The sequence below is a fragment of the Mesorhizobium sp. M0408 genome (genome assembly GCF_040321495.1).
Taxonomy (GTDB): domain Bacteria; phylum Pseudomonadota; class Alphaproteobacteria; order Rhizobiales; family Rhizobiaceae; genus Mesorhizobium.
Genome location: NZ_JAMYRO010000034.1, coordinates 1 through 24,030 on the forward strand (window position 1 = coordinate 1; position 24,030 = coordinate 24,030).

General features: G+C 62.7%; 24 protein-coding genes. 12 read left to right on the plus strand and 12 right to left on the minus strand.

Translation table 11 applies throughout. The annotated features are described in order from the left end of the window. Positions 1-1,110 (minus strand): pilus assembly protein TadG-related protein (locus NKI67_RS28455; protein ID WP_352648088.1); only part of this gene is annotated, 1,110 nt, incomplete at its 3' end. A 163-nt stretch (positions 1,111-1,273) separates the two neighbouring features. Here NKI67_RS28455 and NKI67_RS28460 point away from each other — a divergent pair. From NKI67_RS28460 to NKI67_RS28470, 3 genes are all read left to right on the plus strand, one after another. Then, on the plus strand, positions 1,274-2,602 hold the full coding sequence (locus NKI67_RS28460; protein ID WP_023677426.1) for an NAD(P)H-dependent oxidoreductase: 1,329 nt from the start codon (positions 1,274-1,276) through the stop codon (positions 2,600-2,602). Between the two features lie 86 nt (positions 2,603-2,688). Continuing rightward, positions 2,689-2,931, plus strand: a complete 243-nt coding sequence (locus NKI67_RS28465; protein WP_023677427.1) for a type II toxin-antitoxin system VapB family antitoxin — start codon at positions 2,689-2,691, stop codon at positions 2,929-2,931. After that, positions 2,931-3,323: a type II toxin-antitoxin system VapC family toxin gene (locus tag NKI67_RS28470; RefSeq protein ID WP_023677428.1), complete on the plus strand. Its 393-nt coding sequence runs from the start codon at positions 2,931-2,933 to the stop codon at positions 3,321-3,323. Before NKI67_RS28465 ends, NKI67_RS28470 begins: the two co-directional genes overlap by 1 nt. A gap of 14 nt (positions 3,324-3,337) precedes the next feature. Here the strand turns inward: NKI67_RS28470 and proC are convergent, their stop codons facing one another. Beyond that, complete coding sequence (proC, locus tag NKI67_RS28475; RefSeq protein WP_023677429.1) at positions 3,338-4,153, minus strand: pyrroline-5-carboxylate reductase; 816 nt, start codon at positions 4,151-4,153, stop codon at positions 3,338-3,340. 228 nt (positions 4,154-4,381) lie between these two features. On the opposite strand from proC, the gene NKI67_RS28480 reads away from it, so the two are divergent. The 5 genes from NKI67_RS28480 (at position 4,382) to NKI67_RS28500 (ending at position 9,022) form a co-directional block, all read left to right on the plus strand. After that, positions 4,382-5,119, plus strand: a complete 738-nt coding sequence (locus NKI67_RS28480; protein ID WP_156937359.1) for a hypothetical protein — start codon at positions 4,382-4,384, stop codon at positions 5,117-5,119. 36 nt (positions 5,120-5,155) lie between these two features. After that, positions 5,156-5,290, plus strand: coding sequence for a hypothetical protein (locus tag NKI67_RS28485; protein ID WP_023677431.1), 135 nt, complete (start codon positions 5,156-5,158; stop codon positions 5,288-5,290). A gap of 37 nt (positions 5,291-5,327) precedes the next feature. Then, positions 5,328-6,227, plus strand: a complete 900-nt coding sequence (gene folD, locus NKI67_RS28490; RefSeq protein ID WP_023677432.1) for a bifunctional methylenetetrahydrofolate dehydrogenase/methenyltetrahydrofolate cyclohydrolase FolD — start codon at positions 5,328-5,330, stop codon at positions 6,225-6,227. A 16-nt stretch (positions 6,228-6,243) separates the two neighbouring features. Beyond that, positions 6,244-7,242, plus strand: a complete 999-nt coding sequence (locus NKI67_RS28495; RefSeq protein ID WP_023677433.1) for a GlxA family transcriptional regulator — start codon at positions 6,244-6,246, stop codon at positions 7,240-7,242. Positions 7,243-7,354: 112 nt separating this feature from the next. After that, entirely contained in the window at positions 7,355-9,022 is a 1,668-nt protein-coding gene (locus NKI67_RS28500) for a vWA domain-containing protein (RefSeq protein ID WP_023677434.1), read from the plus strand. A gap of 45 nt (positions 9,023-9,067) precedes the next feature. On the opposite strand, the gene edd is transcribed toward NKI67_RS28500, so the two are convergent. The 3 genes from edd to zwf all read right to left on the minus strand — a co-directional run bounded on the left by edd (position 9,068) and on the right by zwf (position 13,129). Further along, positions 9,068-10,891, minus strand: coding sequence for a phosphogluconate dehydratase (gene edd, locus NKI67_RS28505; RefSeq protein ID WP_023677435.1), 1,824 nt, complete (start codon positions 10,889-10,891; stop codon positions 9,068-9,070). A 73-nt stretch (positions 10,892-10,964) separates the two neighbouring features. After that, positions 10,965-11,678 (minus strand): 6-phosphogluconolactonase, encoded by a 714-nt coding sequence (pgl, locus tag NKI67_RS28510; protein ID WP_023677436.1) that lies wholly within the window; start codon positions 11,676-11,678, stop codon positions 10,965-10,967. Continuing rightward, entirely contained in the window at positions 11,660-13,129 is a 1,470-nt protein-coding gene (gene zwf / locus NKI67_RS28515; protein WP_023677437.1) for a glucose-6-phosphate dehydrogenase, read from the minus strand. The genes pgl and zwf overlap by 19 nt, the downstream gene beginning before the upstream one ends. 273 nt (positions 13,130-13,402) lie before the next feature. Here zwf and NKI67_RS28520 point away from each other — a divergent pair, with 273 nt between their 5' ends. Further along, positions 13,403-14,149, plus strand: coding sequence for an SDR family oxidoreductase (locus NKI67_RS28520; protein WP_023677438.1), 747 nt, complete (start codon positions 13,403-13,405; stop codon positions 14,147-14,149). A 63-nt stretch (positions 14,150-14,212) separates the two neighbouring features. Here NKI67_RS28520 and NKI67_RS28525 read toward each other — a convergent pair whose 3' ends face one another. From NKI67_RS28525 to NKI67_RS28540, 4 genes are all read right to left on the minus strand, one after another. Continuing rightward, complete coding sequence (locus tag NKI67_RS28525) at positions 14,213-15,013, minus strand: SH3 domain-containing protein (RefSeq protein WP_245274727.1); 801 nt, start codon at positions 15,011-15,013, stop codon at positions 14,213-14,215. Between the two features lie 259 nt (positions 15,014-15,272). Continuing rightward, positions 15,273-16,559 (minus strand): NAD(P)/FAD-dependent oxidoreductase, encoded by a 1,287-nt coding sequence (locus tag NKI67_RS28530; protein WP_023677440.1) that lies wholly within the window; start codon positions 16,557-16,559, stop codon positions 15,273-15,275. 33 nt (positions 16,560-16,592) lie between these two features. Further along, entirely contained in the window at positions 16,593-16,961 is a 369-nt protein-coding gene (locus NKI67_RS28535) for a four helix bundle protein (RefSeq protein WP_352648093.1), read from the minus strand. Positions 16,962-17,035: 74 nt separating this feature from the next. Continuing rightward, positions 17,036-18,469 (minus strand): glutamine synthetase family protein, encoded by a 1,434-nt coding sequence (locus NKI67_RS28540; RefSeq protein ID WP_023677442.1) that lies wholly within the window; start codon positions 18,467-18,469, stop codon positions 17,036-17,038. A gap of 168 nt (positions 18,470-18,637) precedes the next feature. Here NKI67_RS28540 and NKI67_RS28545 point away from each other — a divergent pair, with 168 nt between their 5' ends. Continuing rightward, on the plus strand, positions 18,638-19,354 hold the full coding sequence (locus NKI67_RS28545; RefSeq protein ID WP_023677443.1) for an HAD family hydrolase: 717 nt from the start codon (positions 18,638-18,640) through the stop codon (positions 19,352-19,354). Between the two features lie 32 nt (positions 19,355-19,386). On the opposite strand, the gene NKI67_RS28550 is transcribed toward NKI67_RS28545, so the two are convergent. Next, positions 19,387-19,776 carry an ANTAR domain-containing protein gene (locus NKI67_RS28550; protein WP_245274728.1) on the minus strand — a complete coding sequence of 130 codons (390 nt, stop codon included), beginning with the start codon at positions 19,774-19,776 and terminating at the stop codon, positions 19,387-19,389. 430 nt (positions 19,777-20,206) lie between these two features. Between NKI67_RS28550 and NKI67_RS28555 the strand changes: the two genes are divergently transcribed. Continuing rightward, on the plus strand, positions 20,207-20,668 hold the full coding sequence (locus tag NKI67_RS28555) for a RidA family protein (protein ID WP_023677445.1): 462 nt from the start codon (positions 20,207-20,209) through the stop codon (positions 20,666-20,668). Between the two features lie 53 nt (positions 20,669-20,721). Here the strand turns inward: NKI67_RS28555 and NKI67_RS28560 are convergent, their stop codons facing one another. Then, the gene (locus NKI67_RS28560) at positions 20,722-20,976 is read right to left on the minus strand and encodes an SMc00767 family acetate metabolism repressor (RefSeq protein ID WP_023677446.1); all 255 of its coding nucleotides are present in this window, start codon (positions 20,974-20,976) and stop codon (positions 20,722-20,724) included. Between the two features lie 70 nt (positions 20,977-21,046). Beyond that, the gene (gene aceA / locus NKI67_RS28565; protein WP_023677447.1) at positions 21,047-22,336 is read right to left on the minus strand and encodes an isocitrate lyase; all 1,290 of its coding nucleotides are present in this window, start codon (positions 22,334-22,336) and stop codon (positions 21,047-21,049) included. Positions 22,337-22,574: 238 nt separating this feature from the next. Between aceA and NKI67_RS28570 the strand changes: the two genes are divergently transcribed. Next, positions 22,575-24,026, plus strand: coding sequence for a helix-turn-helix domain-containing protein (locus tag NKI67_RS28570; RefSeq protein WP_023677448.1), 1,452 nt, complete (start codon positions 22,575-22,577; stop codon positions 24,024-24,026). The last annotated feature ends 4 nt before the right edge of the window (positions 24,027-24,030 follow it).

The window sequence follows — 24,030 nt, forward strand, 5'->3', positions numbered from 1 at the left end:
ATAGAACAGCACACCTGAATAGGTGCCCGACGTCGGTGCGCTGAGCTTGACGGTCGCCGTGCCGTTCATGCTAACGCCGGAGGTATCGGCCAGATAAATGACGACACCCTCGCCGGAAATATTTGCATTCGAGCTCGCTTTGAAATCGCCTCCCTCAATGACGTATATCCCGGGCGAGAGGGTTACATTGCCGCTCAAGCTGAGCCCCTTGCAGTATGTTCCAGGTTGCAAGGTTGACTGATTGCCGTTTTGACAAGGGTTCGTGGCCGGCGGCGCCGGCAGGTCGGCAAAAGGATCAGCAGCGGGCAGCGCCTGAGTTATCAGGCTGGCGCAAACGGTCTTCACGACGTTGCTCAACGAAACACCGCCTGCCGATATCAGGCAATCGACATCAAGGCTTGCCGATCCCTGAAGTTTGATGGCGTCCGGAGCTATCGAATTCGACATGACGGAGCAGCCTGTCAGTTTTGTGGTCGAACTGCCGGAAAAGAGCGCCGCTTTCGAAGCGGAAGGATCGACCGTCAAAATGCAGGCTTTTGAAGCATCCGTAATAAGAGCCACCGCCCTTGCTTGTGCGCCAACTGCGTTTTGCGTGAATATCGACGTAAAGAACCGATCGAGGGTCTGATGAACGACCACCTCAACCGCCTTTTTTCCGACATTTGGACCGGCTGACGGAGGCGAGAAGACCTCTATTGTACCTGCTGACGGTCCCCAGCCGTTCGTGGTCGCTGACGCTGTCGCTGCGGAGACAATCTTTGGCGTGTCGGATCCCGAAACCTTTTCCAAAGCGCCAGCATAGGCGGCCGCATCCGCCACCGCTTGTAGCTTCAGGCTGCTGTAATACCAATAGGAAGTCTCGATACCGAGGCCCGCACCGCCGACGACAATCGGCAAAGACAGAGCAAAAATAGTAGCAACGTTGCCGCTCTCGCCGATCGGTCGCATAGCGCGGAAAAAACACCTAAAAATGCGGGCACGCCAGTCCATTTCCCTATTAAAGCAGGATTGCATAAAAGAATGACTAAGAATTTCCGTACATTTCTTGGCTGCGATCCATCCAGGCTTAACGGCCCGTTCCGCCGCTTCAACGCGGGCCTTTGGCGCCACAGGACCCTCGTTAGTCCTTCGGCCGGGTGCATGTCTTCATAGGAACAATTCTGGTTTCCGGGGTCATGCGCAAGAAAAGACCGCCGCGGCCGGTTTCGATTGGCAATGGGTTGCCGTTCCCTGCTATTCCCGCTTCAAATCAAAAAGCAGTGGACGTTCCAGTATGACCAATGTCGCCTTGACCGGGCTTGCCCGCGATCTTGCCAAGCGCGCCGCGGAAGGCCGCCCGGTGCGCATCGGCGTTATCGGTTCGGGCGAGATGGGCACCGACCTGGTGACGCAAGGCATGCTGATGCCGGGCATTTCGGTTTGCGCGATCTCGACGCGCCGCCCGCATACGGCGCGTGAGGCCATCCGCATTGCTTATGGCGACCAGGCGATGGCAGCCGAAGCGGACAGCGCTTCGAAGGTCAGCCAGGCGATCGAAAGCGGCAAGATCGCCGTCACCTCGAACGAAATGCTGGTCACCAATCCGCTTATCGATGTCGTCATCGATGCCACCGGCAAGCCCGGGGTCGCCGCCGATTTCGACCTGATGGCGATGCAGCACGGCAAGCACCTGGTGATGATGAATGTCGAGGCCGACGTTACCATCGGCTGCTATCTAAAGCAGCAGGCCGACCGGCTCGGCGTCGTCTATTCGGTCGGCGCCGGCGACGAGCCGTCGAGCTGCATGGAGCTGATCGAGTTCGCCTCGGCGCTCGGCTACACCATCGTCTCCGCCGGCAAGGGCAAGAACAACCCTCTCAACCACGACGCCGTTCCCGACGACTACCGCGAGGAGGCGCTGCGCCGCAACATGAATCCGCGCATGCTGGTCGAGTTCGTCGACGGCTCGAAAACCATGGTCGAGATGTGCGCCATTGCCAACGCCACCGGGCTGGTGCCCGACGTTCCCGGCATGCACGGCCCCAAGGCCGATCGCGACGAGCTGGTCAAGGTGCTGATCCCGCGCGAGCAGGGCGGCATTCTGTCGAAGAAGGGCGTCGTCGACTACACCGTCGGCAAGGGCGTGGCGCCCGGTGTCTTCGTCATCGTCGAGGCGACGCATCCGCGCATCATCGAGCGCATGGACGATCTGCATATCGGCCACGGTCCCTATTACAGCTTCTTCAGGCCCTACCATCTGACCTCGCTGGAAGTGCCGCTGACGGCCGCTCGCATCGCGCTTTACGGCAAGCCCGACATGGTGCCGCTGCCGCGGCCGGTGGCCGAGGTCTGCGCCGTGGCCAAGCGCGATCTGGCGGCAGGCGAGGTTTTCGATGCGATCGGCGAGACCTGCTACCGCTCCTGGACCATGACCGTCGAAGAAGCCCGCGCCCATCGCGCCGTGCCGGTCGGTCTGCTCGAAGGCGGCAAGGTGCTGAAACCGGTGAGGAAAGGCGAATTGCTCACCGCCGACAATGCCGCGCCCGACCCGACGACCAGGCTATTCGCCTTGCGCCGGCTGCAGGACGAGATGCTGTATGGGCGTGACGCTGTCGACCGGTGAGCTGTCGCGGTGCCTTTGGCCGGGCCCACTGGCATTGTCATTACAACTCTCTATATTGTATTGACGATGAAGGCGGAGGCGATCACATGAATCTTCAGATCAGGGACCCGCGCGCACGCGAACTGGCGCGAGAGCTTGCTGCCAAACGCAAGATTTCGATGACCGAAGCGGTCATCGAAGCGCTTGAATCCGAGTTGAAGCGGGAGAGCGGACGCATTCCCCTGGCTGAGCGGCTTGCTGCCATTGCCAACGACTTCAAGGCCAAGGCAGGCCAAGGTGGTCGGGCTGTGACGAAGGATGAGATCGATGAGATGTGGGGCCATTCCTGATGTTCATCGACACCTCCGTGGTTGTCGCGATTCTTTCAGGCGAAGAGGATGCCCGCGAGTTGAGTAACCGCATTGAGGCAGCGCCCGCGAGGATAACTTCGGCGTTGGTGGTGCTTGAAGCGGCGATGCGGCTTTCGACGATGCTTGCCGTGCCGCCGGTTGTCGCCGGAGATGCGATAGAGGCGTTTCTTCGCGAAGCCGAAATCGAAATTGTGCCGATCGACGCCAGCGATGCCAAGCTCGCGATCCAGGCGTTTTCAGACTACGGAAAGGGGCGCGGACATCCCGCCCAGCTCAACTTAGCCGACTGCCTTTCTTATGCCTGCGCAAAAAGTCATGGCTCCGCACTGCTCTACAAGGGCAACGACTTTTCGCATACCGACCTCGCGTAATCCGCAACCGGCTGTTACTTCCCCAGCTCTATCGACCGCAGCCGCGCCGCTTCCACCGCCTCGGTGAGCAGGCGCGTCAGCCGGTCCTCGCCCATCAGTACTGCAAGGGCCGCAGCCGTGGTGCCGTTGGGGCTGGTCACCTGCTGTCTGAGCACGCCCGGCTCCTCGCCGCTTTCGGCGGCCAGCGAGGCGGCGCCGTAGACCGTCTGCATTGCCAAGAGCTTGGCAGTCCTGGTCGGCAGGCCGGCCTTCTCGGCTGCCACCGTCAGCGCTTCGATGAAATGGAAGATATAAGCCGGCCCCGACCCGGAGACTGCCGTCACCGCGTCCATCAGGCCCTCGTCATCGATATCGGCCACTTGCCCGCCCGCCGAAAGCAGGTCGGCCACAAAACGCTTGGTGTCCTCGGAAACCAGCCTGTTGGAAAACACCACCATCATGCCCTTGCCGATTGCCGCCGGCGTGTTGGGCATGCAGCGCACGATCGGCGCGCGGTCGCCGAGAATGCCTTCGAACGTGGCGACCGGCGTCCCGGCGGCGATGCTGAGGAAAGTGGTTCGGCCATCGTTGAAGCGGATGTAGCCAGCCGTGACGTCGCGGATCACCTGTGGCTTGACCGCAAGGACGACGAGGGCCGGCACGGCGTTGGCCGGTATGGCGCCAGCATCCGCGCCGGCAGCGCAGCCCAGTGCTTCGGCACGCTTGCGCAACTCGGCATTGGGCTCGACCACGAACACCACCGCCGGAGCCAGCTTGCCGGCTTTCAGCCAGCCCGAGAGCATGGCGTAGCCCATATTGCCGCAACCGGCGAGAACAAGCCTGACCGTCATCGAAAGCCTCCCATATTGAGATGGCTTCCCCATAGACGTTCGCGGCAGGGCGGGGAAGCCCTGTTGGGACCGTGATCAGGCGGAAACCCCGACCTTGCGGTTGGGATGCGTATGTAGTCGCGCAGCCGCGCGGCGACCAAATTAACCTTTTATTTCCTATGCCTGTTTAGCATCGCTTAACCAGTGGCGGTCGCTACGTCCCAGCCCGAGGGGAAGGCTCCAGAAACCATGGCTTATAGGAAAAATCGTGAACACTGGAGGAACGAGCAGTCCTTGCTGTCGCTCGTCGAGGCGGTGCGCGGCGAGGACGAAGCATCGCTGGTTTTGCTAGAGGACCGCGCAGGCCCGTCATGGCGCGAGGATGCCGCCACACGCCATCGTCTTGCCCGCTCGCGCCGCGAAGCGTGTGCCAGTCCGATCCTGTTGGCAGCCGCCGGCATAAGCCAGCCCGATCCTGATGAGCCAAAGGCCGGCACCATACTGATGGAAGAGGCTGCAGCTGCCGATGGGTTTTTCGACCCCGCTGGCTCCCTTGGCGGCCCCGATGCCGGTTCCGCCGATCACGCAGCATACCGGGCAGCGCCGCCTCCCGCTCAGCCGGTCGAGGTCGCGCGTACCAAACGTCCTGGTCCGATCGGTGCCGTGTTGTCGGCGCTGAGCCGGCTCATGCCTGGCAGAGCGCCGGAGGAGATGGCGTCCGGTGAGACTTCCGCCGCGACAAATTCCACCGCAGCGATGCCACCTGCGTTCCACCCGCAGCCGCTCTATGCCGGTCGGGCACCTTATCCGCAGCAACCCACGCCGCCGCATTCGGCCCATACTCAGGCCTGGTCGAGGAAGGCAAATCAGGCCTCGGAAGCCGCCGATCAGCAAAGCCAGATCGAGGAAATCCGCGCCAGCCTGCGCGAATTCCGCGAGGTCGTTCGCGAGCTCACCGAAAACCGCGCGCGCCGCCGCTATTTCTGAGCGTCGAATAAAACATGCCGGTTTCGAGTTAACGGCATGGGACGGCGCATTGACGGGATTGCCCGGCTCGATTTTCGTGAAAATGCCGCGCTGCATGTCCGCCCGCAGCGCATGGTTCTGGGCAACGGCCTGCATAAAAGATATCTGGAGCGCGCCGCATGGATGTTTTAACGCGGCAGGCTTACGCGATAGGCGTCGAGGGTGGTTCATGGCTGAGTTGATTGACGGAAAAAGCGTCGCCGAAGACGTGGTGCGGCGGGTCAAGGCCCTGACCGCCGAACTGGCGGAAAAGGGCGGACGGCAGCCCGGTCTCGCCGTGGTCATCGTCGGCGAGGATCCGGCGAGCCAGGTCTATGTCGCCTCCAAATCCCGCACCGCCAAGGAATGCGGCTTCCATTCGGTTCAGCACACGCTGCCGGCCGAAACCTCCGAGCCGGACCTGTTGAAGATCATCGGCCAGCTCAACGCCGATCCGGCCATCAACGGCATCCTCGTGCAGCTTCCGCTTCCCGGCCATATCGATTCCGGCAAGATCATCCAGACCATCGCGCCGGAGAAGGATGTCGACGGCTTCCACTTCATCAATGTCGGCAAGCTCGGCACCGGCGAACTCGAGACCGCCTTCGTGCCTTGCACGCCGGCCGGCTCGATGCTGCTGATCGAACGCGTGCGCGGCAAGGACCTGTCCGGTCTCAATGCGGTCGTCGTCGGGCGTTCGAACATCGTCGGCAAACCGATGGCCAATCTTCTGCTTGCCGCCAACTGCACCGTCACCATCGCACACAGCCGGACCAGGGACCTGCCGGCGCTTGCCCGCACCGCCGATATTCTGGTCGCCGCCGTCGGCCGGTCTGAAATGGTCCGCGGCGACTGGGTCAAGCCTGGCGCCACTGTCATCGATGTCGGCATCAACCGCGTCGCCGCACCTGAAAAGGGCGAAGGCAAGACGCGCCTCGTCGGCGACGTCGCCTTTGCCGAAGCAGCGAAGGCGGCCGGCGCCATCACGCCGGTGCCTGGCGGCGTCGGACCGATGACCATTGCCATGCTGATGGCCAACACGCTAGCTTCCGCCTATCTCGCAGCCGGATTGAAACGGCCTTCCTTCTGACCAGAAAGCAGCGTCCTTGCCGAACCTCACTGTTCCCTTAGAACGGCCGGTCACCAATGATCCCGTTCAGGGCGGGCGGCAGTTCGGGTTTCTGTTGGTCGACAAGTTCTCCATGTTCTCGCTGGCCGCGGCAATCGACACGTTCCGGTCGGCGAACCGGCTGCTCGGCCGCGATTTCTATGGCTGGACTACGGTGTCGGCCGACGGCGACGCCGTCATGGCGTCCAACGGCCTGCCGCTCAAGATCGACTACGCGGTTGCCGATCTGCCGCCGGTCGATATCCTGTTCGTCTCGGTCGGGCTGACGACGGAATTTCCCGGCAAGAGCAAGGTGCTGGCAGCGCTGCGCAGTTGGGGCCGGCGCGGCAATGCGCTCGGCGCGCTTTCGGTCGGTTCCTATTTGCTTGCCGAAGCAGGCCAGCTCGATGGCTATCGCTGCACCATCCATTGGGAAAACCGCGCCGGCTTCCTCGAACGCTTTCCGGACATCAACTGCACCGGCAACGTCTTCGAGATCGACCGCAAGCGCTACACCTGCGCCGGCGGCACCACATCGATCGACCTGATGCTGGAGATCGTGCGCGGTGATTTCGGCTCGAGCCTCGCCAATGGCGTCGCCAACCAGTTCCAGCATGAGCGCATCCGCTCGGCCGGGGACCGCCAGCGCGTCGGCCCGGAACGCGACCTGACCGGCAAGTCGGAGAAGCTGCGCCGCATCGTCGAGCTGATGGCCGACCATCTCGACGAGCCGCTGTCGGCGGTGCAGCTCGCCAAGTCGGCGGGCCTGTCGGTGCGCCAGGTCGAGCGCCTGTTCCTGCGCCATCTCAGTGTGACGCCCGGGCGCTATTATATGCGGCTCAGGCTCGAGCGGGCGCGCGAATTGCTGCGCCAGACCAACATGCCGATCCTCGACGTGGCAATCGCCACCGGCTTCACCTCGCATTCCTATTTTGCCCAGAGCTACCGGCTGCAATTCGGCCGGCCGCCTTCCGAGGAACGCCGCACGGCCTATTGAGGGTTTGGCAGAGAGGCGACGCAGCTTCGTACTCCGTCCGGGCTTGTGTCGCGACCCGGCGTCAAATAGCTTTCCGGCGCCGAGCGGCGGCGACTGACGGGGGAGATTTTTGATGGCGGGATTTGTGCAGAGCGTCGCTGCGGCGGCCCTGTTGCTGCGGACGACGGGGTTCGGCTTCGCCGCCGATCGCGTCATCGTCATTCTCGATGCCTCCGGCTCGATGTGGGCGCAGATCGACGGCAAGCCCAAGCTCGAAATCGCCCGTCAATCACTGCGGAACGTGCTGCAATCGGTCCCGGCCGAGGAGGAAATAGGCTTCATGGCCTATGGCCATCGCGAGAAGGCCAGTTGCGACGACATCGAACTCATCGTGCCACCGCAGGCAGGCTCGGCAAGTGCGATCTCAGCCGCGGCCGACAGCTTGAAATTTCAGGGCAAGACGCCGCTGACCGCTGCGGTCAAGCAAGCGGCGGAAGCATTGAAATACACCGAGGACAAGGCGACGGTCGTTCTCATCACCGATGGCATCGAGACATGTAGCGGCGATCCCTGTGCGCTCGGCAAGGAACTGGAGGCTGCTGGCGTCGACTTCACCGTCAATGTCGTCGGCTTCGGCCTGACGGCGGCCGAGGGCAAGCAGGTCGGTTGCCTCGCCGACAATACCGGCGGCAAATATATCGAAGCGTCGGATGAAAACGCATTGCAGGACGCCCTCGTCGAGACCGTTGCGCCTCCGCCACCCGCCCCTGAACCGATTCCCGCCCCGCAGCCTGCTCCCCAGCCGGCGCCCGCCCAGCCGGCGGAGTCCAATTTCGTGCCCACCGTCGTGCTTGCCGAGGGTGGCGATCCCGTCACCGACGGCAACGCCTGGGAGATCTACAAGGCGAATTCCGACGGCACGCGCGGCGATCCCGTCACCACCGAATATGGCACCTACAAGGGCAATCTGGAGCCGGGCGACTATATCGTCGTCGCGCGTGCCGGCGAGGCCAGGGCCGAACAGAAGATCAAGATAGAGCCTGGCCAGGTCGCCAAACCGCACTTCAACCTGAATGCCGGCACGCTGGTCATCCACCCGCGGCCAAGCGAAGGAGCGGACGTTGATGACGGCGCGGCTGTCGTAATCGGCTATCCCGGCGTCGACACCCCGCCGACCTATTACGGTGACACGAAAGTCGTGCTGCCGGCCGGTGACCAGAAGGTGACGGTCACGATCGGCCAGGGCATGGTTATCGAGACGATCCCGCTTGCCGCCGGCAGGGTCATCGACAAGGACATCATCGTCGGCGTCGGGAGTATCGTCGCCAACGCCTATTATGCTGCCGGCGGCGACAAGGCCGAGGGTTCGGGCGTCGGCTTCAAAGTGCTCCAGGCGAAAAAGAACGTCGACGGAACCAGGCAGGAGGTGACTTATGCCTACGGTCCGGACAGCAAGTTCGATCTGCCGCCCGACGATTATGTAATGGTCGCGACGGTCGACCTTGCGGTGGCCGAGCAGCCGTTCAGCGTCAAGGTTGGCGACCATCAGGATCTGAAGATCGCGATGAACGCCGGCATGCTGACGATAACCGCGCCAGGGGCCTCGAAGATCGAGATATTCGAGGCCAGGAAGGCCATCGACGGAACCCGCAAGTCGGTCGGCTACGCCTACGACCAGAAGTATCAAGCCACCCTGTCGGCCGGCGACTACGCGGTGGTTTCGGAGAAATCGGACAACAGCTCGAGGGAAGGCACGGTAACGGTCAGGGCCGGCGCGCGAGCCGAGCTGACCGTTCAGTAGATCTAAGGGAGAGCGGCCACCAGCCGCTCTTCCATGGTCGAAAAGTCATGCCGTACCGAAGGCGCTGGCGCCATGGTCGGCGCGTCCCACCAACTGCCGGAACCCGGCGAAAAGCTCGCGGCCGAAGCCGAATTCATTGCCTATGAGGTCGCTGTCCGCGGGGCGGCGCAGTGCGAAATCGCCGGCTGGCACCAGTACCTCCAGCGTCCCGGCCTCGGCGTCGAGCCTGATGATATCGCCGTCATGGATCCTGGCGATAGGCCCGTCCTCCGCCGCTTCCGGCGTCACGTGGATCGCCGCTGGCACCTTGCCTGAAGCGCCCGACATGCGGCCGTCGGTGACCAACGCCACATGCTGGCCGCGGTCCTGCAGGATGCCGAGCACGGTGGTCAGCCTGTGCAATTCCGGCATGCCGTTGGCCTTCGGTCCCTGGAACCGAATGACGGCGATGAAGTCGCCGGTCAGCGACCCCGCCTTGAACGCCTCGTTCAGGCCTTGCTGGCTGTCGAACACCTTGGCCGGCGCCTCGATGACGCGCCGCTCCGGCTTGACCGCCGATGTCTTGATGACGGCGTGGCCGAGATTGCCCGAAAGCACTTTCAGACCGCCGCTCGGCTGGAACGCCTTCTTGAACGGCGCCAGCACCTTCTCGTCCCCGCTCTCGCGCGGCGAAGCCTCGCGCACGACGCCGCCGTCCGCACCGAGCTTGGCCTCGACCGCGTAGGGGCGCAGCCCTTCGCCCCACACCGTCTGCACATCCTCGTGCAGGATGCCTGCGTCGAGCAGTTCGCGGATCAGGAAGCCGAGCCCGCCGGCGGCGTGGAAGTGGTTCACATCGGCAAGGCCGTTCGGATAGACTCGCGCCAGCAGCGGCACGGCTTCCGAGATGTCGGAAATATCCTGCCAGGTAGTGGCGATGCCGGCCGCCGCTGCCATGGCGATCAGGTGGATGGTGTGGTTGGTCGAACCGCCGGTGGCGTGCAGGCCGACGATGCCGTTGACGATCGAGCGCTCGTCGATCATCCGTCCGACCGGCGTGTAGGCGTTGCCGAGCGCGGTGATCGCCAGCGCCCGCTTCGTCGCTTCCCTGGTCAGCGCGTCGCGCAGCGGCGTGCCGGGATTGACGAAGGAAGCGCCAGGCGTGTGCAGGCCCATGATCTCCATCAGCATCTGGTTGGAATTGGCGGTACCGTAGAAAGTGCAGGTTCCCGGCCCGTGATAGGATTTTGATTCGGCTTCGAGCAGTTCGGCCCGCCCGGCCTTGCCCTCGGCATAGAGCTGGCGGATCTTGGCCTTTTCGTCGTTCGGAATGCCGGTCGTCATGGGCCCGGCCGGGATGAAGACCGCCGGCAGATGGCCGAAGGTCAGCGCCGCGATCACCAGCCCGGGCACGATTTTGTCGCAGACGCCGAGATAGACGGCGGCATCGAACATGTTGTGCGACAGGCCGATTGCCGCGGCCATGGCGATCACGTCGCGCGAGAACAGCGACAGCTCCATTCCGGGCTGGCCCTGGGTGACGCCGTCACACATCGCCGGCACGCCGCCGGCCACCTGGGCGATGCCGCCGGCCTCGCGCGCCGCATCCTTGATCAGCGCCGGAAACGTCTCGAAAGGCTGATGTGCCGACAGCATATCGTTATAGGAGGTGATAATGCCGAGATTCGGCACCCGGTCCCCGCCAAGCGCTACCTTTTCGGAAGGGCTGCAGACGGCAAAGCCATGGGCCAGGTTGCCGCAGGACAGCACGGCCCGGTTGGCGGTGCGGTTCGAGGCTTCGGCGATGCGGCCGAGATAGGCCTCGCGACCGGGCTTGGAGCGCTCACGGATGCGCTGGGTGATGGCTTCGATATCGCGTCTTGCGGTCATGGCGGTCGGTCCTTTCAGGCGAGGTCCCGCAAACACCTTCCGGCTATTGCCGGGACCTGCAGCCAAGTTGAGATCAGGGTGCCCAGAAAACCTCTACGGGCTTTTGAGTGGCATCGAGCACGGCGCGAATGGGCTTTCGTGCTCCAGTTCCAAGCGCGGCCTCGAATGCGGTGCGTTTTTCCGCGCCCTCGATATGCAGCGCGATGAAGGCGGCATTGATGATCCGCGCCAGTGATAGCGTCAGCCGTGGCTCGCCGGCGCTTGCCGCGTGAACCGGAAGCACGATCTTTTGCGACGACGGATCGAGCAATCTTGCCAGGTTGTCGGCATCCGGAAAGAACGAGGCGGTGTGGCCATCAGTTCCCATGCCGAGCACAACAACGTCGAGTGGCCAGGGCAGCACTTGCAGCGCCTCACTGTCGGAGACCGCTGCACCCTCGATCGTTGCCGCGGCGTGGTAGAGCGGCACGAAATTCGCGGCGGCGGCCGCGTTCTGCAGCAGGTTGGCGGCAACCAGGCCGGCATTGGAGCGCGGCGATGAGGGCGGCACGAAGCGCTCGTCGACCAATGTTATCGTCACCTTTTCCCAGGCGATCGGAACGGTCGAAAGCGCCGCGAAGAATTTCGCCGGCGTCGTGCCGCCCGAGACCGCAAGCAGCGCCATGCCGCGCTCGGCGATCGCCTTTGAGAGACGGCCGGCGACGTGGCCGGCAAGCGCTGTCGCCAACTCCTGGCGTCCGGCAAATTCGTGCCAGTTGTAGGCGCCGCCTAATTGCTCTCGTGCCATGTCCGCCCGTCGCGTTCGATCAGCGCAATCGAGGCCGAGGGGCCCCATGTGCCGGCGGTGTAGCCTTGCGCCTCTTGCCTGCCGCTTTCCCAGGCGTCCTGGATCGGGTCGATCCATTTCCACGCCGCCTCGACCTCGTCGCGGCGCATGAACAGCGTCTGGTTGCCACGGATGACGTCCATGATCAGCCGCTCATAGGCATCGGGGGCGCGGCCGTCGAAGGATTGCGCAAAACTCATGTCGAGCGGAATCTGGCGCAGCCGCATGCCGCCCGGCCCCGGATCCTTGATCATGATGAACTGCTTGACGCCCTCGTCGGGCTGCAGCCTGATGACCAGCTGGTTGGCGGAGATCGGCCCGGCGCTCTCGCCGAAGATCGAATGCGGGATCGGCTTGAATTCGATGACGATCTCCGAAACGCGCGTCGCCAGCCGCTTGCCGGTCCGGAGATAGAACGGCACGCCCGCCCAGCGCCAGTTGCCGATCTCGGCTTTGAGCGCAACGAAAGTCTCGGTGTTGCTGTACTTGCCGAGCTCCTCGACATAGCCTTTCACCGGCCCGCCGGCCGAGGCGCCGGCACGGTATTGTCCGCGCACCGTGTGCTTCGGCGCTTCGTTGCCGTTGATGCGCTTCAGCGCCCGCAGCACCTTCAGCTTTTCGTCACGGACGGCATCGGCGTCCATCGACGACGGCGCCTCCATGGCGACGAGGCAGAGCAGTTGCAGCATGTGGTTCTGCACCATGTCGCGCAATGCGCCGGCCTTGTCGTAATAAGTGACGCGGTCTTCCAGGCCGACTGTCTCGGCCACGGTGATCTGCACATGATCGACATTGGCGGAATTCCAAAGCGGCTCGTAGAGCGCGTTGGCAAAGCGCAGCGCCATCAAATTCTGGACCGTCTCCTTGCCGAGATAGTGATCGATGCGGAAAATCTGGCTTTCATGGAAGTCGTCGCCGACCAGGTCGTTGAGCGCGCGCGCCGAAGCTAGATCGCGGCCGATCGGCTTTTCCAGCACGATGCGCGAATTCGGCGTGATCAGCCCGTGCTCCTTCAGCTTGTGCGAGATGTCGCCGAACAGTGCCGGCGCCACCGCCAGATAGAAAGCGCGGATGTGTTCGCTGTCGCCGATCGCCTTCTTCAGCCTGTCGAAGCCGGCACCTGTGGTTGCATCTGCCGGGACATAGGAAAGCCGTGCGAGGAACGTCTTCAGTTCCGTGGCGTCGATATCTTCCGGCTTCACGTGGTCGGCAATCGCCTGCCTGGCGAAAGACTGGAACTCCTCGTCTGTCATCTTCGAACGCGATGTGCCGATGATGCGCGTCGGCTCGGAAAACTGGTGGTCGCGCTGGCGGTAGTATAGCGACGGCAGAAGCTTGCGTTCCGACAGGTCGCCGGTGCCGCCGAAAATGATGAAGTCGAAAGGGTCGACGGGAATGATCTGGCTGGTCATGGTCTGTCCGCTCTGACGCCGGTCGCGATAACGCGGCTGATATAATCTAATCGATTTAAACTTGCCAGTGCCATTGCGTCACATCCGCGTGTGCTCTTGACACCGGCGCTGGCCGGCGGCTTGTCGGCAAGCGATGCTTCCGGGAGCGTTCGCAGGTGCAGCATAGAGCGGGATCAAGGCGAAAGCCAAAGGAGAAATCGGCAATGGACGCACATCTTTCGATGGCCTGGCCAAACGCGTCATCGATCGCTTTCAACGATGAGTGAGAAAAGCATGCGCCTCAAAAACAAGGTCGCCATCATCACTGGCGCTGCCTCGGGCTTTGGCGAGGGCATGGCCAGGCGCTTTGCCGAGGAGGGCGCGCGCGTAGTCGTCGCCGATCTGAACGCCAAGGGCGCAGAGCGCGTTGCCGGCGAGATCGGCGAAAAGGCGATCTGGACCCAGACCGACGTTTCGCTGCGGTCCGAATTCGACGACATGGTCCATGCCGCAATGAGCGCCTTCGGCCGCATCGACATCATGGTCAACAATGCCGGTTACACCCATCGCAACGGTGACATGCTGGAAGTCGACGAAGCGACCTTCGACCTGATCACATCAGTCAACATGAAGGCGATCTACCACGCAGCGCTTGCCGTGGTGCCGGTCATGGAACGGCAGGGCGGTGGCGTCATCCTGACGACGGCCTCCACGGCCGGTATCAGGCCGCGGCCCGGCCTCACCTGGTACAATGCATCGAAGGGCTGGGCGATCACCGCGACCAAATCGATGGCGGTGGAACTCGCGCCGAAGAACATCCGCGTCAACTGCCTCTGCCCAGTTGCCGGCGAGACCGGCATGCTCGCGAAATTCATGGGCGCCGACACACCCGAGATCCGCGAGAAGTTCCGCGCGTCGATCCCGCTCGGCCGGCTTTCGACGCCGCTCGACATAGCCAATGCCGCGCTTTGGCTCGCTTCGGACGAGGCGGCTTTCATCACCGGCGTGGCGCTGGAAGTCGACGGCGGGCGTTGTATTTGAACGGTCCGGTTATCCGGCGGAGGACCGGCTGATGGCGAGCGACCCGCAATCGCTCTGCCGGCCCTACGCCCCGGTTTTGACGTAGCTCTTGTAGATCCAGCCGCGCTTGCCGTTGTAGACGATCTGGCACCATTGCTTGCAGCTCATCACTTGCACCGATGTCTTGGCCGGCACGGTGAGAATGGCGGCCGCATTCTTTTTTGGGCCGGTGCGCATGGTGACGGATCTCAGGATGTGTCCGGTACCGGCAGTATTGGCTTTTCCGGATTTTGCCTTGGTGCTGTTGTCGTCTTCGCTCGCGGTCTGCGTCGGCAGTTGCGGCTTGGGCGTTGGGATGGCGGCGGTCTGCGCGCCATCGGGCCCGCTGTTTTTCGTCGAGCTGCCGGGAGCCGCGACCTTGGCAAACAATGCCGCAGCGTCGGGTTTTGCTGCCGGGTCGGCGAATGCCACCGAAGCAGACGATTTATCGGTCGCCTGCTCGGTCTGGCTTGCCAGCTGGTCGGATGCTGCCGTGGCGGCGGCCGATGCCGTCTTTGGCCCCGTCCAGCGCGGATCGTTGGGAGCCAGCGCTGGTATCTCGGCTTCCGCTGCGGCCACCGCTGGGGAAACCGCATCTGCCTTGCCCGTCGTCCGCGGCGCCGCAGCAAGCTTGGCAGGCATGATCTTCGTCGTCTTGACCGGGATGGTCGGAACGATCTGCTCAGGACTTGCGGCCGCTTGTCGCTCATTTGCCGGCAATGCCAGCCACAGTGCCACCGCGGCAACGCCGAGCAGTGCGGCCGTGCCAAGCGCGGCTATCACCAGATGCGCGTTCGACCGGACCCCGTGCCAGAACGTCGGCCGCATATCGTAACCGAATTGCATCGCAAGGCGCCGTCGTTCCGGCGCGCCGAAACTGAAGGGCTCTCTCACACTTGCCACCTCCATTTGCGGGCCGATGTTCTTACGACCCATGCCGGAGAGCCGGCATTTCGATCGGCATCGGTCCCAAACCAAAAGCGGGCAGGCCCGCAAAAATTCCCCGTTCAGCTGCCCACGAGCATCATCTTTCGCCCGCGATTGTGGCATCACTGCGCCCTTGGCTGGAATTCTGCGCCCTGGTTAAGGATTCTGCAACGTCTGGTTAAATCCTGTCCCGCAACGCGTACCAGTTGAGCGCAAGAAAGAGCAGTGGCGCGCGCAAACGCCGGCCGCCGGGGAAGGGTGGAATTTTCAGGTCCTCGATCAGCTTCAGCCGGTCGCGGTTGCCGGCGACCGTCTCGGCATAAAGCTTGCCGAAAAAGTTCGACAGCATGACGCCGTGGCCGGAATAACCGCCGATCGAGGTCACATTGGGCATCACTTCGCGCACGAACGGCTTTCTCGGCATGGTGATGCCGACATAGCCGCCCCAGCCATGGGTGATCTCGACGTCCTTCAGTGCCGGATAAATCTCGGCAATCTGCCGGCGGATGTGGATGTGGATGTCCTTGGGATCGTTGACCGCATAGATCTCGCGCCCGCCAAACAGCAGCCGCCCATCCTTCGATTTGCGGAAATAGCGCACGACGAAGCGCGAATCGTCGACCGCCTCGCCACCTGGCAACACTTTGGAATCGGCTCCCAGCGGTACCGTCGCGCCGATGAACGAGCCGATCGGCATGATATGCGCGGCACTCACCGGTTCGAGCGTGCCGCCATAGGCATTGACCCCGATCAGGCATTTAGCGGCGGCGATCGTGCCCTTCGGCGTCACAACCCTGACCTTGCCGCCGCCGGAGGTGATGCCGGTTGATGACGTCTGCTCGAATAGCTTTGCGCCGGCCTCTGCCGCCACCTTTGCGGTGCCGATGACCAGTTTCAGCGGATGGATGTGGCCGGTGCCGGTGTCGCGGGTGCCGCCGAAATAATGCGTCGAGCCCAGCCGCTCGGCTGTCTCTGCGGCATCCATGAATGAGATGTGCGGATAGCCGAAACGGCTCGCCACGATCTCGGCATGCGCCTTGTAGTCGTCGACATAGCGCTTCTTGTGCGCCACCGACATCTGGCCGGGCATATAGTCGATCTCGATCTGGTGCATCGCGGCGAAGTCGAGGAGATGCGCCTTGGCCTCTTCGGCCAGGTCGAACAGCGCCTTGGCGCGGGAAAAGCCGTATTCCGCTTCCAGTTCCTCTGCCCAGGCCCGTTGTCCGGTGCCGAGCTGGCCACCATTGCGGCCCGATGCGCCGTCACCGAAACGATGCGTTTCGATAAGCACGACATCCGCGCCTGTCTTGGCGAGATGAGCCGCCGCCGACAGACCGGTAAAGCCGCCGCCGACAATCACGACATCGCATGTCCGGTCGCCGTCGAGCGTCGGATATTCGGGCCTTGGCCCGGCCGTGTCTTCGTACCAGGAGCGGCCGGGGGAGATTGGGGATTGGTAAGTCATGATGCTCGGCTAGGGCAGTAGGGCAGTAGGTGTCTATTCAGCCGACAGCTTGCGGATCAGAAGCCGCAAGAGCTTTCCTACGCTCTCGCTGTGGGGCATCAATGACTCGACCGCCTCGCGAGAGGTAATTCCAACCCTTTGCGCGATTAAAAGGTGTGTCTCCAGTTCCTTGAGTGATCCCTGGGCGATCCTGAGAAACTGCTGGTAGGAAGCTCGGCTTTCTCGGCCGTAACCCTCGGCGATGTTGGCGGGCACCGACGTTGCTGCCCGACGCACCTGACTCGTCAGCCCGTAGATCTCGTTTTTCGGCCAAGTCCTTGTTACTTGGTAGATTGCAACTGTTAGGTCCATGGCTTGCTGCCAAACGATCAGATCCCTGTACGATGCGATCTTGTCCGTCATCCTTGCCCTACTGCCCTACTGCCATATTGCCCTACTCCCCTACTCCCCTACTCCCCTACTCCCCTACTCCCCTACTACACATTCAGCAGCAAATACTCCCTCTCCCACGGGCTGATCACTTCCATGAAGGTCTCGAATTCCGCTCGCTTGATCGCCGCATAGGTGGCGGCAAATGACTTGCCGAGCAGCGCGCCGAGTTCTTCGTCTGCCTCGAACAGGTCGACGGCTTCGAGCAGGCTGCGCGGCAGGTCGATCTGGTCCTCGTTGGCGGTCGTCAGAACCGGCGGCTCGGCCTTGATCTTGTTGGTCATGCCGATCAGTCCGCAGGCAAGCGATGCCGCCAGCGCCAGATAGGGGTTGGCGTCGGAGGAGGGGATGCGGTTTTCGACGCGCCGCGCCGCCGGGTCGGAGCGGGGCACACGGAAGGCCGTGGTACGGTTGTCGTAGCCCCATTTGTTGTTGACCGGCGCCGAGGCCGACTGCGTCAGCCGCCGGTAGGAATTGACATAGGGTGCAAACATTACCAGCGCGTTGGGCACATGTTTCTGCATGCCGCCGATGAAGTGGAAGAAGGCGTCGGTCTCCGAGCCGTCCTCCGCCGAAAAGACGTTCTTGCCGGTCTTCTTGTCGATGATCGACTGATGGATATGCATGGCCGAACCGGGCTGCCCTTGGATCGGCTTGGCCATAAACGTGGCGTAGATCTCGTGCTTGAGCGCCGCCTCGCGGATGGTTCGCTTGAACATGAACACCTGGTCGGCGAGCTCGATCGGATCGCCGTGACGCAGATTGATTTCGAGCTGGCCGGCGCCCTCCTCGTGGATCAGCGTGTCGATCTCCAGGCCCTGGCTTTCGGAGAAATGGTAGATGTCGTCGATCAATTCGTCGAATTCGTTAACCCCGGCAATCGAATAGCCGGCGCCGCCGCCGATCGGCCGCCCCGATCGACCTACTGGCGGGGTCAGCGGATAGTCCGGATCGGGGTTCTTGCGCACCAGGTAGAACTCGATCTCGGGTGCCACGACCGGCCTCAGCCCACGCTTGTCATAGGCGGCAAGCACGCGCTTCAGCACGTTGCGCGGCGTGAACTCGACCGAGCGGCCGTCCTGGTGGACGAGGTCGCAGATAACCGCCGCGGTAGGGTCCTCCTCCCACGGCACCACCGTCAGCGTCGAGAGGTCAGGCATCAGCTTGAGGTCGCCGTCGTCCTCCGGATAGTGGAAGCCGTTGCCGTCCTCCGGATAGCCGCCGGAAATCGTTGTCATGAACACCGCCGAAGGCAGCGCCAGCGAGGTGTTGGAGGTGAACTTCTTCGATGGCATCATCTTGCCGCGCGCAACCCCGGCCTGGTCGGGTGTGATGCATTCGATATCTTCGATGCCGCGCCATTCCAGCCAGGCGCTGACTTCCTTCCAGTTCTTGACGCCACGTTGGTTTTTCACGAAGGCAGGCGTGCGGGCGCGTCCTCCGCGGCTCGACGGACGGACTTCCTTTTTTGCAGGCGGCATCAATCACCAGATTTGTTGCAGATTGTGGAGTATAGCCGTTGCCGGCGACGAAAGGGAAGGGGAGCCGGCTGGCGTCCGCCTCGATTAACCGGGGGAACACAACGACTTCCGGATAAAAGCCTCCTGGTCTAGGGTCGGCCTCCCGCAACGCTGCAATTAATGGTCCCCATGCAACACAGCCGCAAACTGACGACGATCGGCTTCGACGCCGATGACACGCTGTGGCAGAACGAACAGTTCTTCCGCGTGACCGAGAAGCGCTTTGCCGCACTGCTCGCCGATCACGCCGAGGAGGACCGGATTTCAGCAAGATTGCTGGAGGCCGAGAAGCGCAACCTCGCGGTCTACGGCTTCGGCATCAAGGGGTTCACGCTGTCGATGATCGAGACGGCGATTGAGGTCACCAACGGCCAGGTGCGGGCCTCGACTATCGCCGAAATTCTCGCCGCGGGCCGCGAGATGCTCAGCCATCCGATCGAGCCGCTTCCGCATGCGCGCGAAACCGTGGAAAAGCTGGCCGGCGCCTACCGCCTGGTGCTGATCACCAAGGGCGACCTGTTCGACCAGGAACGCAAGCTCGCGCAATCCGGGCTGGGCGAGCTGTTTGATGCCGTCGAGATCGTCAGCGACAAGAGCGCGGCCACCTATAGCCGCATCTTCAGCCGCCACGGCGACGGCCCGGAAAAGGGTATGATGGTCGGCAACTCGCTCAAATCGGACGTCGTGCCGGCCATCGAAGCCGGCAGTTGGGGCATCCACGTTCCGCATGATCTGACCTGGGTGCTGGAACATGTCGAGCCGCCGGTCTCGGCACCACGCTTTCGCCAGATAGCCAATCTCGGTGAACTGCCGGGCTTGATCGAGCGTATCGGCGAGATTGATTGATCAGGTCTGCAGCCGAGGCATCACGGTAGGCGTCAATTGCGGCTAATTGCGATCAGCCGGTCGATCACCGGCTGCAGCCGTTCGGTGGTGATCGGCTTGACGACCACTGCATCGATGACGCTGGACAGGCCCAGGCTCTCCGGCGTGCCGGTCTTGACTGAAAGCAGGATCACCGACGGAAGCGATCTGCCTGACGCCCTTCGCAGTGCATCGATACCCGACAGCAAGGCGTCGCAGTCCCCATTCTCCGCACCGCCGTCGAGAACGACAGTCCCGGGAATCAGCGCGTGCAAGGCCTTTGCCGCGGTTTCGGGAGTTTCCGAGATCGGTTTGAGGCCGGACCGCTCCACGATTTTTGAAACCACGACGCGGTTGATCGGTGATTTTCCGACCACCAGCACCCGCGAGAAATCCGGGAGCATCCGCGTCTCCATGTCCCGGCTAACGAAAGGCAGCTGTTTTGCAGTCTCGATATCGCGATTCGCTGGGCACATGGCGGGGCAGGCCGTTGTTCAATGTTTCAATGCAGGGTTGAAACTCGAGAGGTAATTGGCGTGAGATCACTGCTCATGTCAAGCTCAAATGGCGTATCAGGAGAATATCGCAAGAAACATTAAAATTAAAATTAAGTGCTTTTCTTTGCCGCCGCCCGAAGAAGAAGTTGCCACCACAACCGGGCAGGCTCAGCTAAGTTTGGCTTTGCAGCGCGAACGCACCAACTCGCAGCCGTAGCCGGGTTGACGTAAGGTTGGACGAAGGCGAGTCAGGCCTGTCGCGAGCTTGTCGTATCGCCTCGCCGAACTACCCTTCCTCGTTGGCTAAGCACGTCTCTTTGACCGACGGGAGATGACGATGGAACTCGTGACTCACAAGAAATTCAAAAATGGCCGGTTGATGCCATGGGGAAAGGGTACGATCGTTACCGGCGCAAAGGGGTTTATCTACCTTTCCGGAAACACCGCGACGGCCGAGGACTACGATCCGATCGGCAAAAGCGGCGGCGCCGCCATTGGCGATGCAGCGGCACAGTGGCGCGCAATTCTCACCAATATCAAATCAGATCTGGAGGAGCTTGGCAGTGCGCTCGAGCATCTCATCCGGCTGACCTTCTTTGTTAAGGGGCCATTTCCAGATGGCGGCGTGCTGAGCTCGCCCAATTTTCGCTTGGACGTCTTGGACGAATTCTTTGCCGTGCACTGCCCGAAGCACTGCAGCTACAACAACCCGCCGCCCTCGGAAGTTATTGGCGTTGCAGCGCTTGCGCAGCCTGATCTTGTCATTGAAATCGTTGCATTAGCGGCTCTGCCGGATTAGGCAAAGCCGCGGCCTGCAAGGTGCGATAGCATGCGCTCAAAAGAGGCGCGGTGCTATCGAGTTTGTCTGTCGTGGCTCCGCTGTGTGACGATGACCGGGATCAGCAGATCGCCCCAGTTGCCGTCGCCGCCATGGTGTCGTGCCGAGCGCACCAGTTCGACCGAGACGCCTGCCTCGACCGCCTTCATCACCGACTGATTGAGCCTGTGCAGATCGTTCGCCAGCATGCGGATGGTCGCCTGCTGGTCGACATTCATGCTGGTGGCCTGCTCTTCGGCCCGTTCCTTGACGCGGCTTATCGAAGCCATTGGTCTTCTCCCTGTGTTGCCATGACTGTTGTGTTGCCATGCCCGTTTGGGCGTTCCCTCTGTTTGTCTGCTATTCCGCCGCCGGCCTGAATTGGGCGCGCTCGGTCGATCCCTGCATGGCCGTGGTCGAAGACTGGCCACCGGTGATCGCCATCGAGACGGCATCGAAATAGCCGGTGCCGACCTCGCGCTGGTGCTTGCTGGCGGTATAGCCATTGGCTTCCGCGGCGAATTCCGCCTGCTGCAGTTCCGAATAGGCGGCCATCTGCCGCTCCTTGTAGCCGCGGGCGAGCTCGAACATGCCGAAGTTGAGCTGGTGGAAACCTGCCAGCGTAATGAACTGGAACTTGTAACCCATGGCGCCGAGTTCCTTCTGGAAGTTCGCAATCGTCGCGTCGTCGAGATTCTTCTTCCAGTTGAAAGACGGCGAGCAATTATAGGCAAGCAGCTTGCCCGGATGGTGCTTGCGCACACCCTCGGCAAACGTCCTGGCCTGCGCCAGATCGGGCTTGGAAGTCTCGCACCAGATCAGGTCCGCATAGGGCGCATAGGCGACGGCGCGGGCGATGCAGGGCTCGATGCCGTTGCTGACATGGTAGAAGCCCTCCGCCGTGCGGCCGGCGCCATAATCGACGAAGGGCCGGTCGCATTCGTCGATGTCGGAGGTCAAGAGCTTTGCCGCTTCAGCGTCGGTGCGCGCCACGACCAGCGTCGGCGTGCCCATGACGTCGGCGGCAAGCCGCGCGGCGTTGAGGTTGCGGATGTGTGCGGCGGTCGGGATCAGTACCTTGCCGCCGAGATGACCGCATTTCTTTTCCGAAGCCAGCTGGTCCTCGTAATGGACGCCGGCCGCACCCGCCTCGATGAACGCCTTCATGATCTCGAAGGCGTTGAGCGGCCCGCCGAAGCCGGCTTCCGCGTCGGCGACGATCGGCGCGAACCAGGTGTCGACCGACAGCCCGTTGCCTTCCGAAGTCTCGATCTGGTCGGCGCGCTGTAAGGTGCGGTTTATGCGCTTGACCAGTTCGGGCGCGGCATTTGCGGGATAAAGCGACTGGTCCGGGTACATGGCGGAAGCGGTGTTGGCATCGGCGGCGACCTGCCATCCTGACAGATAGATCGCTTTCAGCCCGGCCCGCACCTGCTGCATCGCCTGGTTGCCCGACATGGCACCCAGCGCGTTGACGAAATCCTCTTCATGGATGAGCTGCCACAGCCGGTTTGCCCCCATTTCGGCGAGGCTCTGCCGGATCTGCACCGAGCCGCGCAGCCGCTTCACGTCGTCCGGCGAATAGGGCCTTTCGATGCCATCAAAGCGGCCTTGCGGCGCCGACGGGACGAGGTTGTAAAAGTCGGTCATTGATCACTCCAGGCGGTTTTGATGCCGGTTTAGGAAGGCGTCGCAGAGGGAAAATATGTGCGCCATATGTGTGACACCATTTACACGTCGGCACGACGCAAGCGAGGTAAACCTCCTGATCAGTCATAAAATAAGGGAAAACCTGTGTTGTGTTTGACTGATGAGAGCTGTAAATCTGTCATGATTGTAAAGGCAGCCATGCCATCGGCGGATGTAAATTTCTGTCAAGGAAACTCGATTGGCCGACCACAAAATCTTTGCCGGGCCGCGCATTCGTCGCATCCGCAACGCCAAGGGGCTGACCCAGACGGCGATGGCCGAAGGGCTCGGCATCTCGCCGTCCTATCTCAATCTCATCGAGCGCAACCAGCGGCCGCTGACGGTGCAACTGATCCTGAGGCTGGCATCCGTCTACAAGGTTGACCCGCACGAACTGCAGGGCGAGGCGCGGGGATCGGTCGCCGATTTGAAGGAAGTGTTTTCAGATCCGTTGCTGGCCGGCGAACTGCCGGGCGACCAGGAACTCATCGAGCTTGCCGAGGCGGCGCCCAACGCTTCCGCCGCTGTGATAAAACTGTTTCGCGCCTATCGCGAGCAGGCCGAGCGATTGTCGGATCTCAACGAGCTGCTCGCGCGTGAGGGCAAGGCCACCGCACTCTCCGGTGCCCGGCTGCCGATCGACGAGGTGCATGAGATTTTCGAACGCCGGCCGAACCATTTTGCCGCGCTCGAAGAGGAAGCCGAGGCATTCACGTCGGTGCTCGATCCTGGCGACGATCTGTTCAGTGCGTTGAAGGTTTGGCTGCGGCGTGAATTCGGCATCGTCGTTAAGGTACTGCCGGTCGCTACCATGCCCAACTGGCGGCGTCGCTATGACCGTCACTCGCAACGCCTGTTCCTGTCCGAGCGCCTGTCGCCATTCGATCAGCTGCGCGAGGTGGCTATGGAGGCCTGCCTGATCCGCATGAGCGTCGCTGTCGCCGCCGAGATCCAGGCGCTGAAGCTGACCACGGACGAAGCCCGCCGGCTGGCGCGTTTCGAGCTCGGCCGCTATGCCGCGCACGCTCTGATGATGCCCTATCAGCCTTTTCACGCCGCTGCGGTCCGCACCCGCTACGATATAGACATGTTGCGGTCGCGCTTCGGCGTTTCCTTCGAGCAGGCGGCGAACCGGCTGACCACGCTGCAGCGGCCGGGTGCGTCGGGTGTGCCGTTCTTCATGCTCGAGGTCGACAGTGCCGGCAATCGGTTCCGCAAGGCGGGCAGCCACGGCTTTCCGCAAAGCCGCTTCGGCGGCGGCTGTCCGAAGCTGCCGGTCCATGCCGCCTTCGCCCAGCCCGGCCAGATCCTGGTCGAGGCAGTGGAAATGCCCGACGGCGCGGCGTTCCTCTGCATGGCCCGCACGCTCGAAGGGCCGCAGGGCTCGTTTGCCGAGCGCCCGCGGCGCACCGCGCTGCTGCTCGGCTGCGACATCGGTTTTCGCGACGAGGTCGTCTATGGAGCGGCATTGCCGGGGCCGGCCGCCATCGGCAAGACCGGACAGAGCGCCGCTGCGCTGGCGACGCCGGTCGGCCCTGCCTGCCGGCTGTGCGAACGCATCGGCTGCCTCGCCCGCGCCGAGCCACCCGTTACACGCCCGCTCGGCCTCGACGAGATGGTCACGGGACTGTCGGCGTTCGATTTCCAGTGATTCG

Bases quoted from the DNA above. Each gene is read 5' to 3' on its own strand.
- NKI67_RS28530 (WP_023677440.1), bottom strand. From the start codon at position 16,559: ATGACTTACCAATCCCCAATCTCCCCCGGCCGCTCCTGGTACGAAGAC.
- NKI67_RS28485 (WP_023677431.1), top strand. From the start codon at position 5,156: ATGGGACGGCGCATTGACGGGATTGCCCGGCTCGATTTTCGTGAAAAT.
- proC (WP_023677429.1), bottom strand. From the start codon at position 4,153: ATGACGGTCAGGCTTGTTCTCGCCGGTTGCGGCAATATGGGCTACGCC.
- aceA (WP_023677447.1), bottom strand. From the start codon at position 22,336: ATGACCGACTTTTACAACCTCGTCCCGTCGGCGCCGCAAGGCCGCTTT.
- pgl (WP_023677436.1), bottom strand. From the start codon at position 11,678: ATGGCACGAGAGCAATTAGGCGGCGCCTACAACTGGCACGAATTTGCC.
- NKI67_RS28540 (WP_023677442.1), bottom strand. From the start codon at position 18,469: ATGCCGCCTGCAAAAAAGGAAGTCCGTCCGTCGAGCCGCGGAGGACGC.
- edd (WP_023677435.1), bottom strand. From the start codon at position 10,891: ATGACCGCAAGACGCGATATCGAAGCCATCACCCAGCGCATCCGTGAG.
- NKI67_RS28470 (WP_023677428.1), top strand. From the start codon at position 2,931: ATGTTCATCGACACCTCCGTGGTTGTCGCGATTCTTTCAGGCGAAGAG.
- folD (WP_023677432.1), top strand. From the start codon at position 5,328: ATGGCTGAGTTGATTGACGGAAAAAGCGTCGCCGAAGACGTGGTGCGG.
- NKI67_RS28520 (WP_023677438.1), top strand. From the start codon at position 13,403: ATGCGCCTCAAAAACAAGGTCGCCATCATCACTGGCGCTGCCTCGGGC.
- NKI67_RS28465 (WP_023677427.1), top strand. From the start codon at position 2,689: ATGAATCTTCAGATCAGGGACCCGCGCGCACGCGAACTGGCGCGAGAG.
- NKI67_RS28550 (WP_245274728.1), bottom strand. From the start codon at position 19,776: ATGCTCCCGGATTTCTCGCGGGTGCTGGTGGTCGGAAAATCACCGATC.
- NKI67_RS28500 (WP_023677434.1), top strand. From the start codon at position 7,355: ATGGCGGGATTTGTGCAGAGCGTCGCTGCGGCGGCCCTGTTGCTGCGG.
- NKI67_RS28545 (WP_023677443.1), top strand. From the start codon at position 18,638: ATGCAACACAGCCGCAAACTGACGACGATCGGCTTCGACGCCGATGAC.
- NKI67_RS28480 (WP_156937359.1), top strand. From the start codon at position 4,382: ATGGCTTATAGGAAAAATCGTGAACACTGGAGGAACGAGCAGTCCTTG.
- NKI67_RS28525 (WP_245274727.1), bottom strand. From the start codon at position 15,013: ATGCAATTCGGTTACGATATGCGGCCGACGTTCTGGCACGGGGTCCGG.
- NKI67_RS28555 (WP_023677445.1), top strand. From the start codon at position 20,207: ATGGAACTCGTGACTCACAAGAAATTCAAAAATGGCCGGTTGATGCCA.
- NKI67_RS28460 (WP_023677426.1), top strand. From the start codon at position 1,274: ATGACCAATGTCGCCTTGACCGGGCTTGCCCGCGATCTTGCCAAGCGC.
- NKI67_RS28560 (WP_023677446.1), bottom strand. From the start codon at position 20,976: ATGGCTTCGATAAGCCGCGTCAAGGAACGGGCCGAAGAGCAGGCCACC.
- zwf (WP_023677437.1), bottom strand. From the start codon at position 13,129: ATGACCAGCCAGATCATTCCCGTCGACCCTTTCGACTTCATCATTTTC.
- NKI67_RS28535 (WP_352648093.1), bottom strand. From the start codon at position 16,961: ATGACGGACAAGATCGCATCGTACAGGGATCTGATCGTTTGGCAGCAA.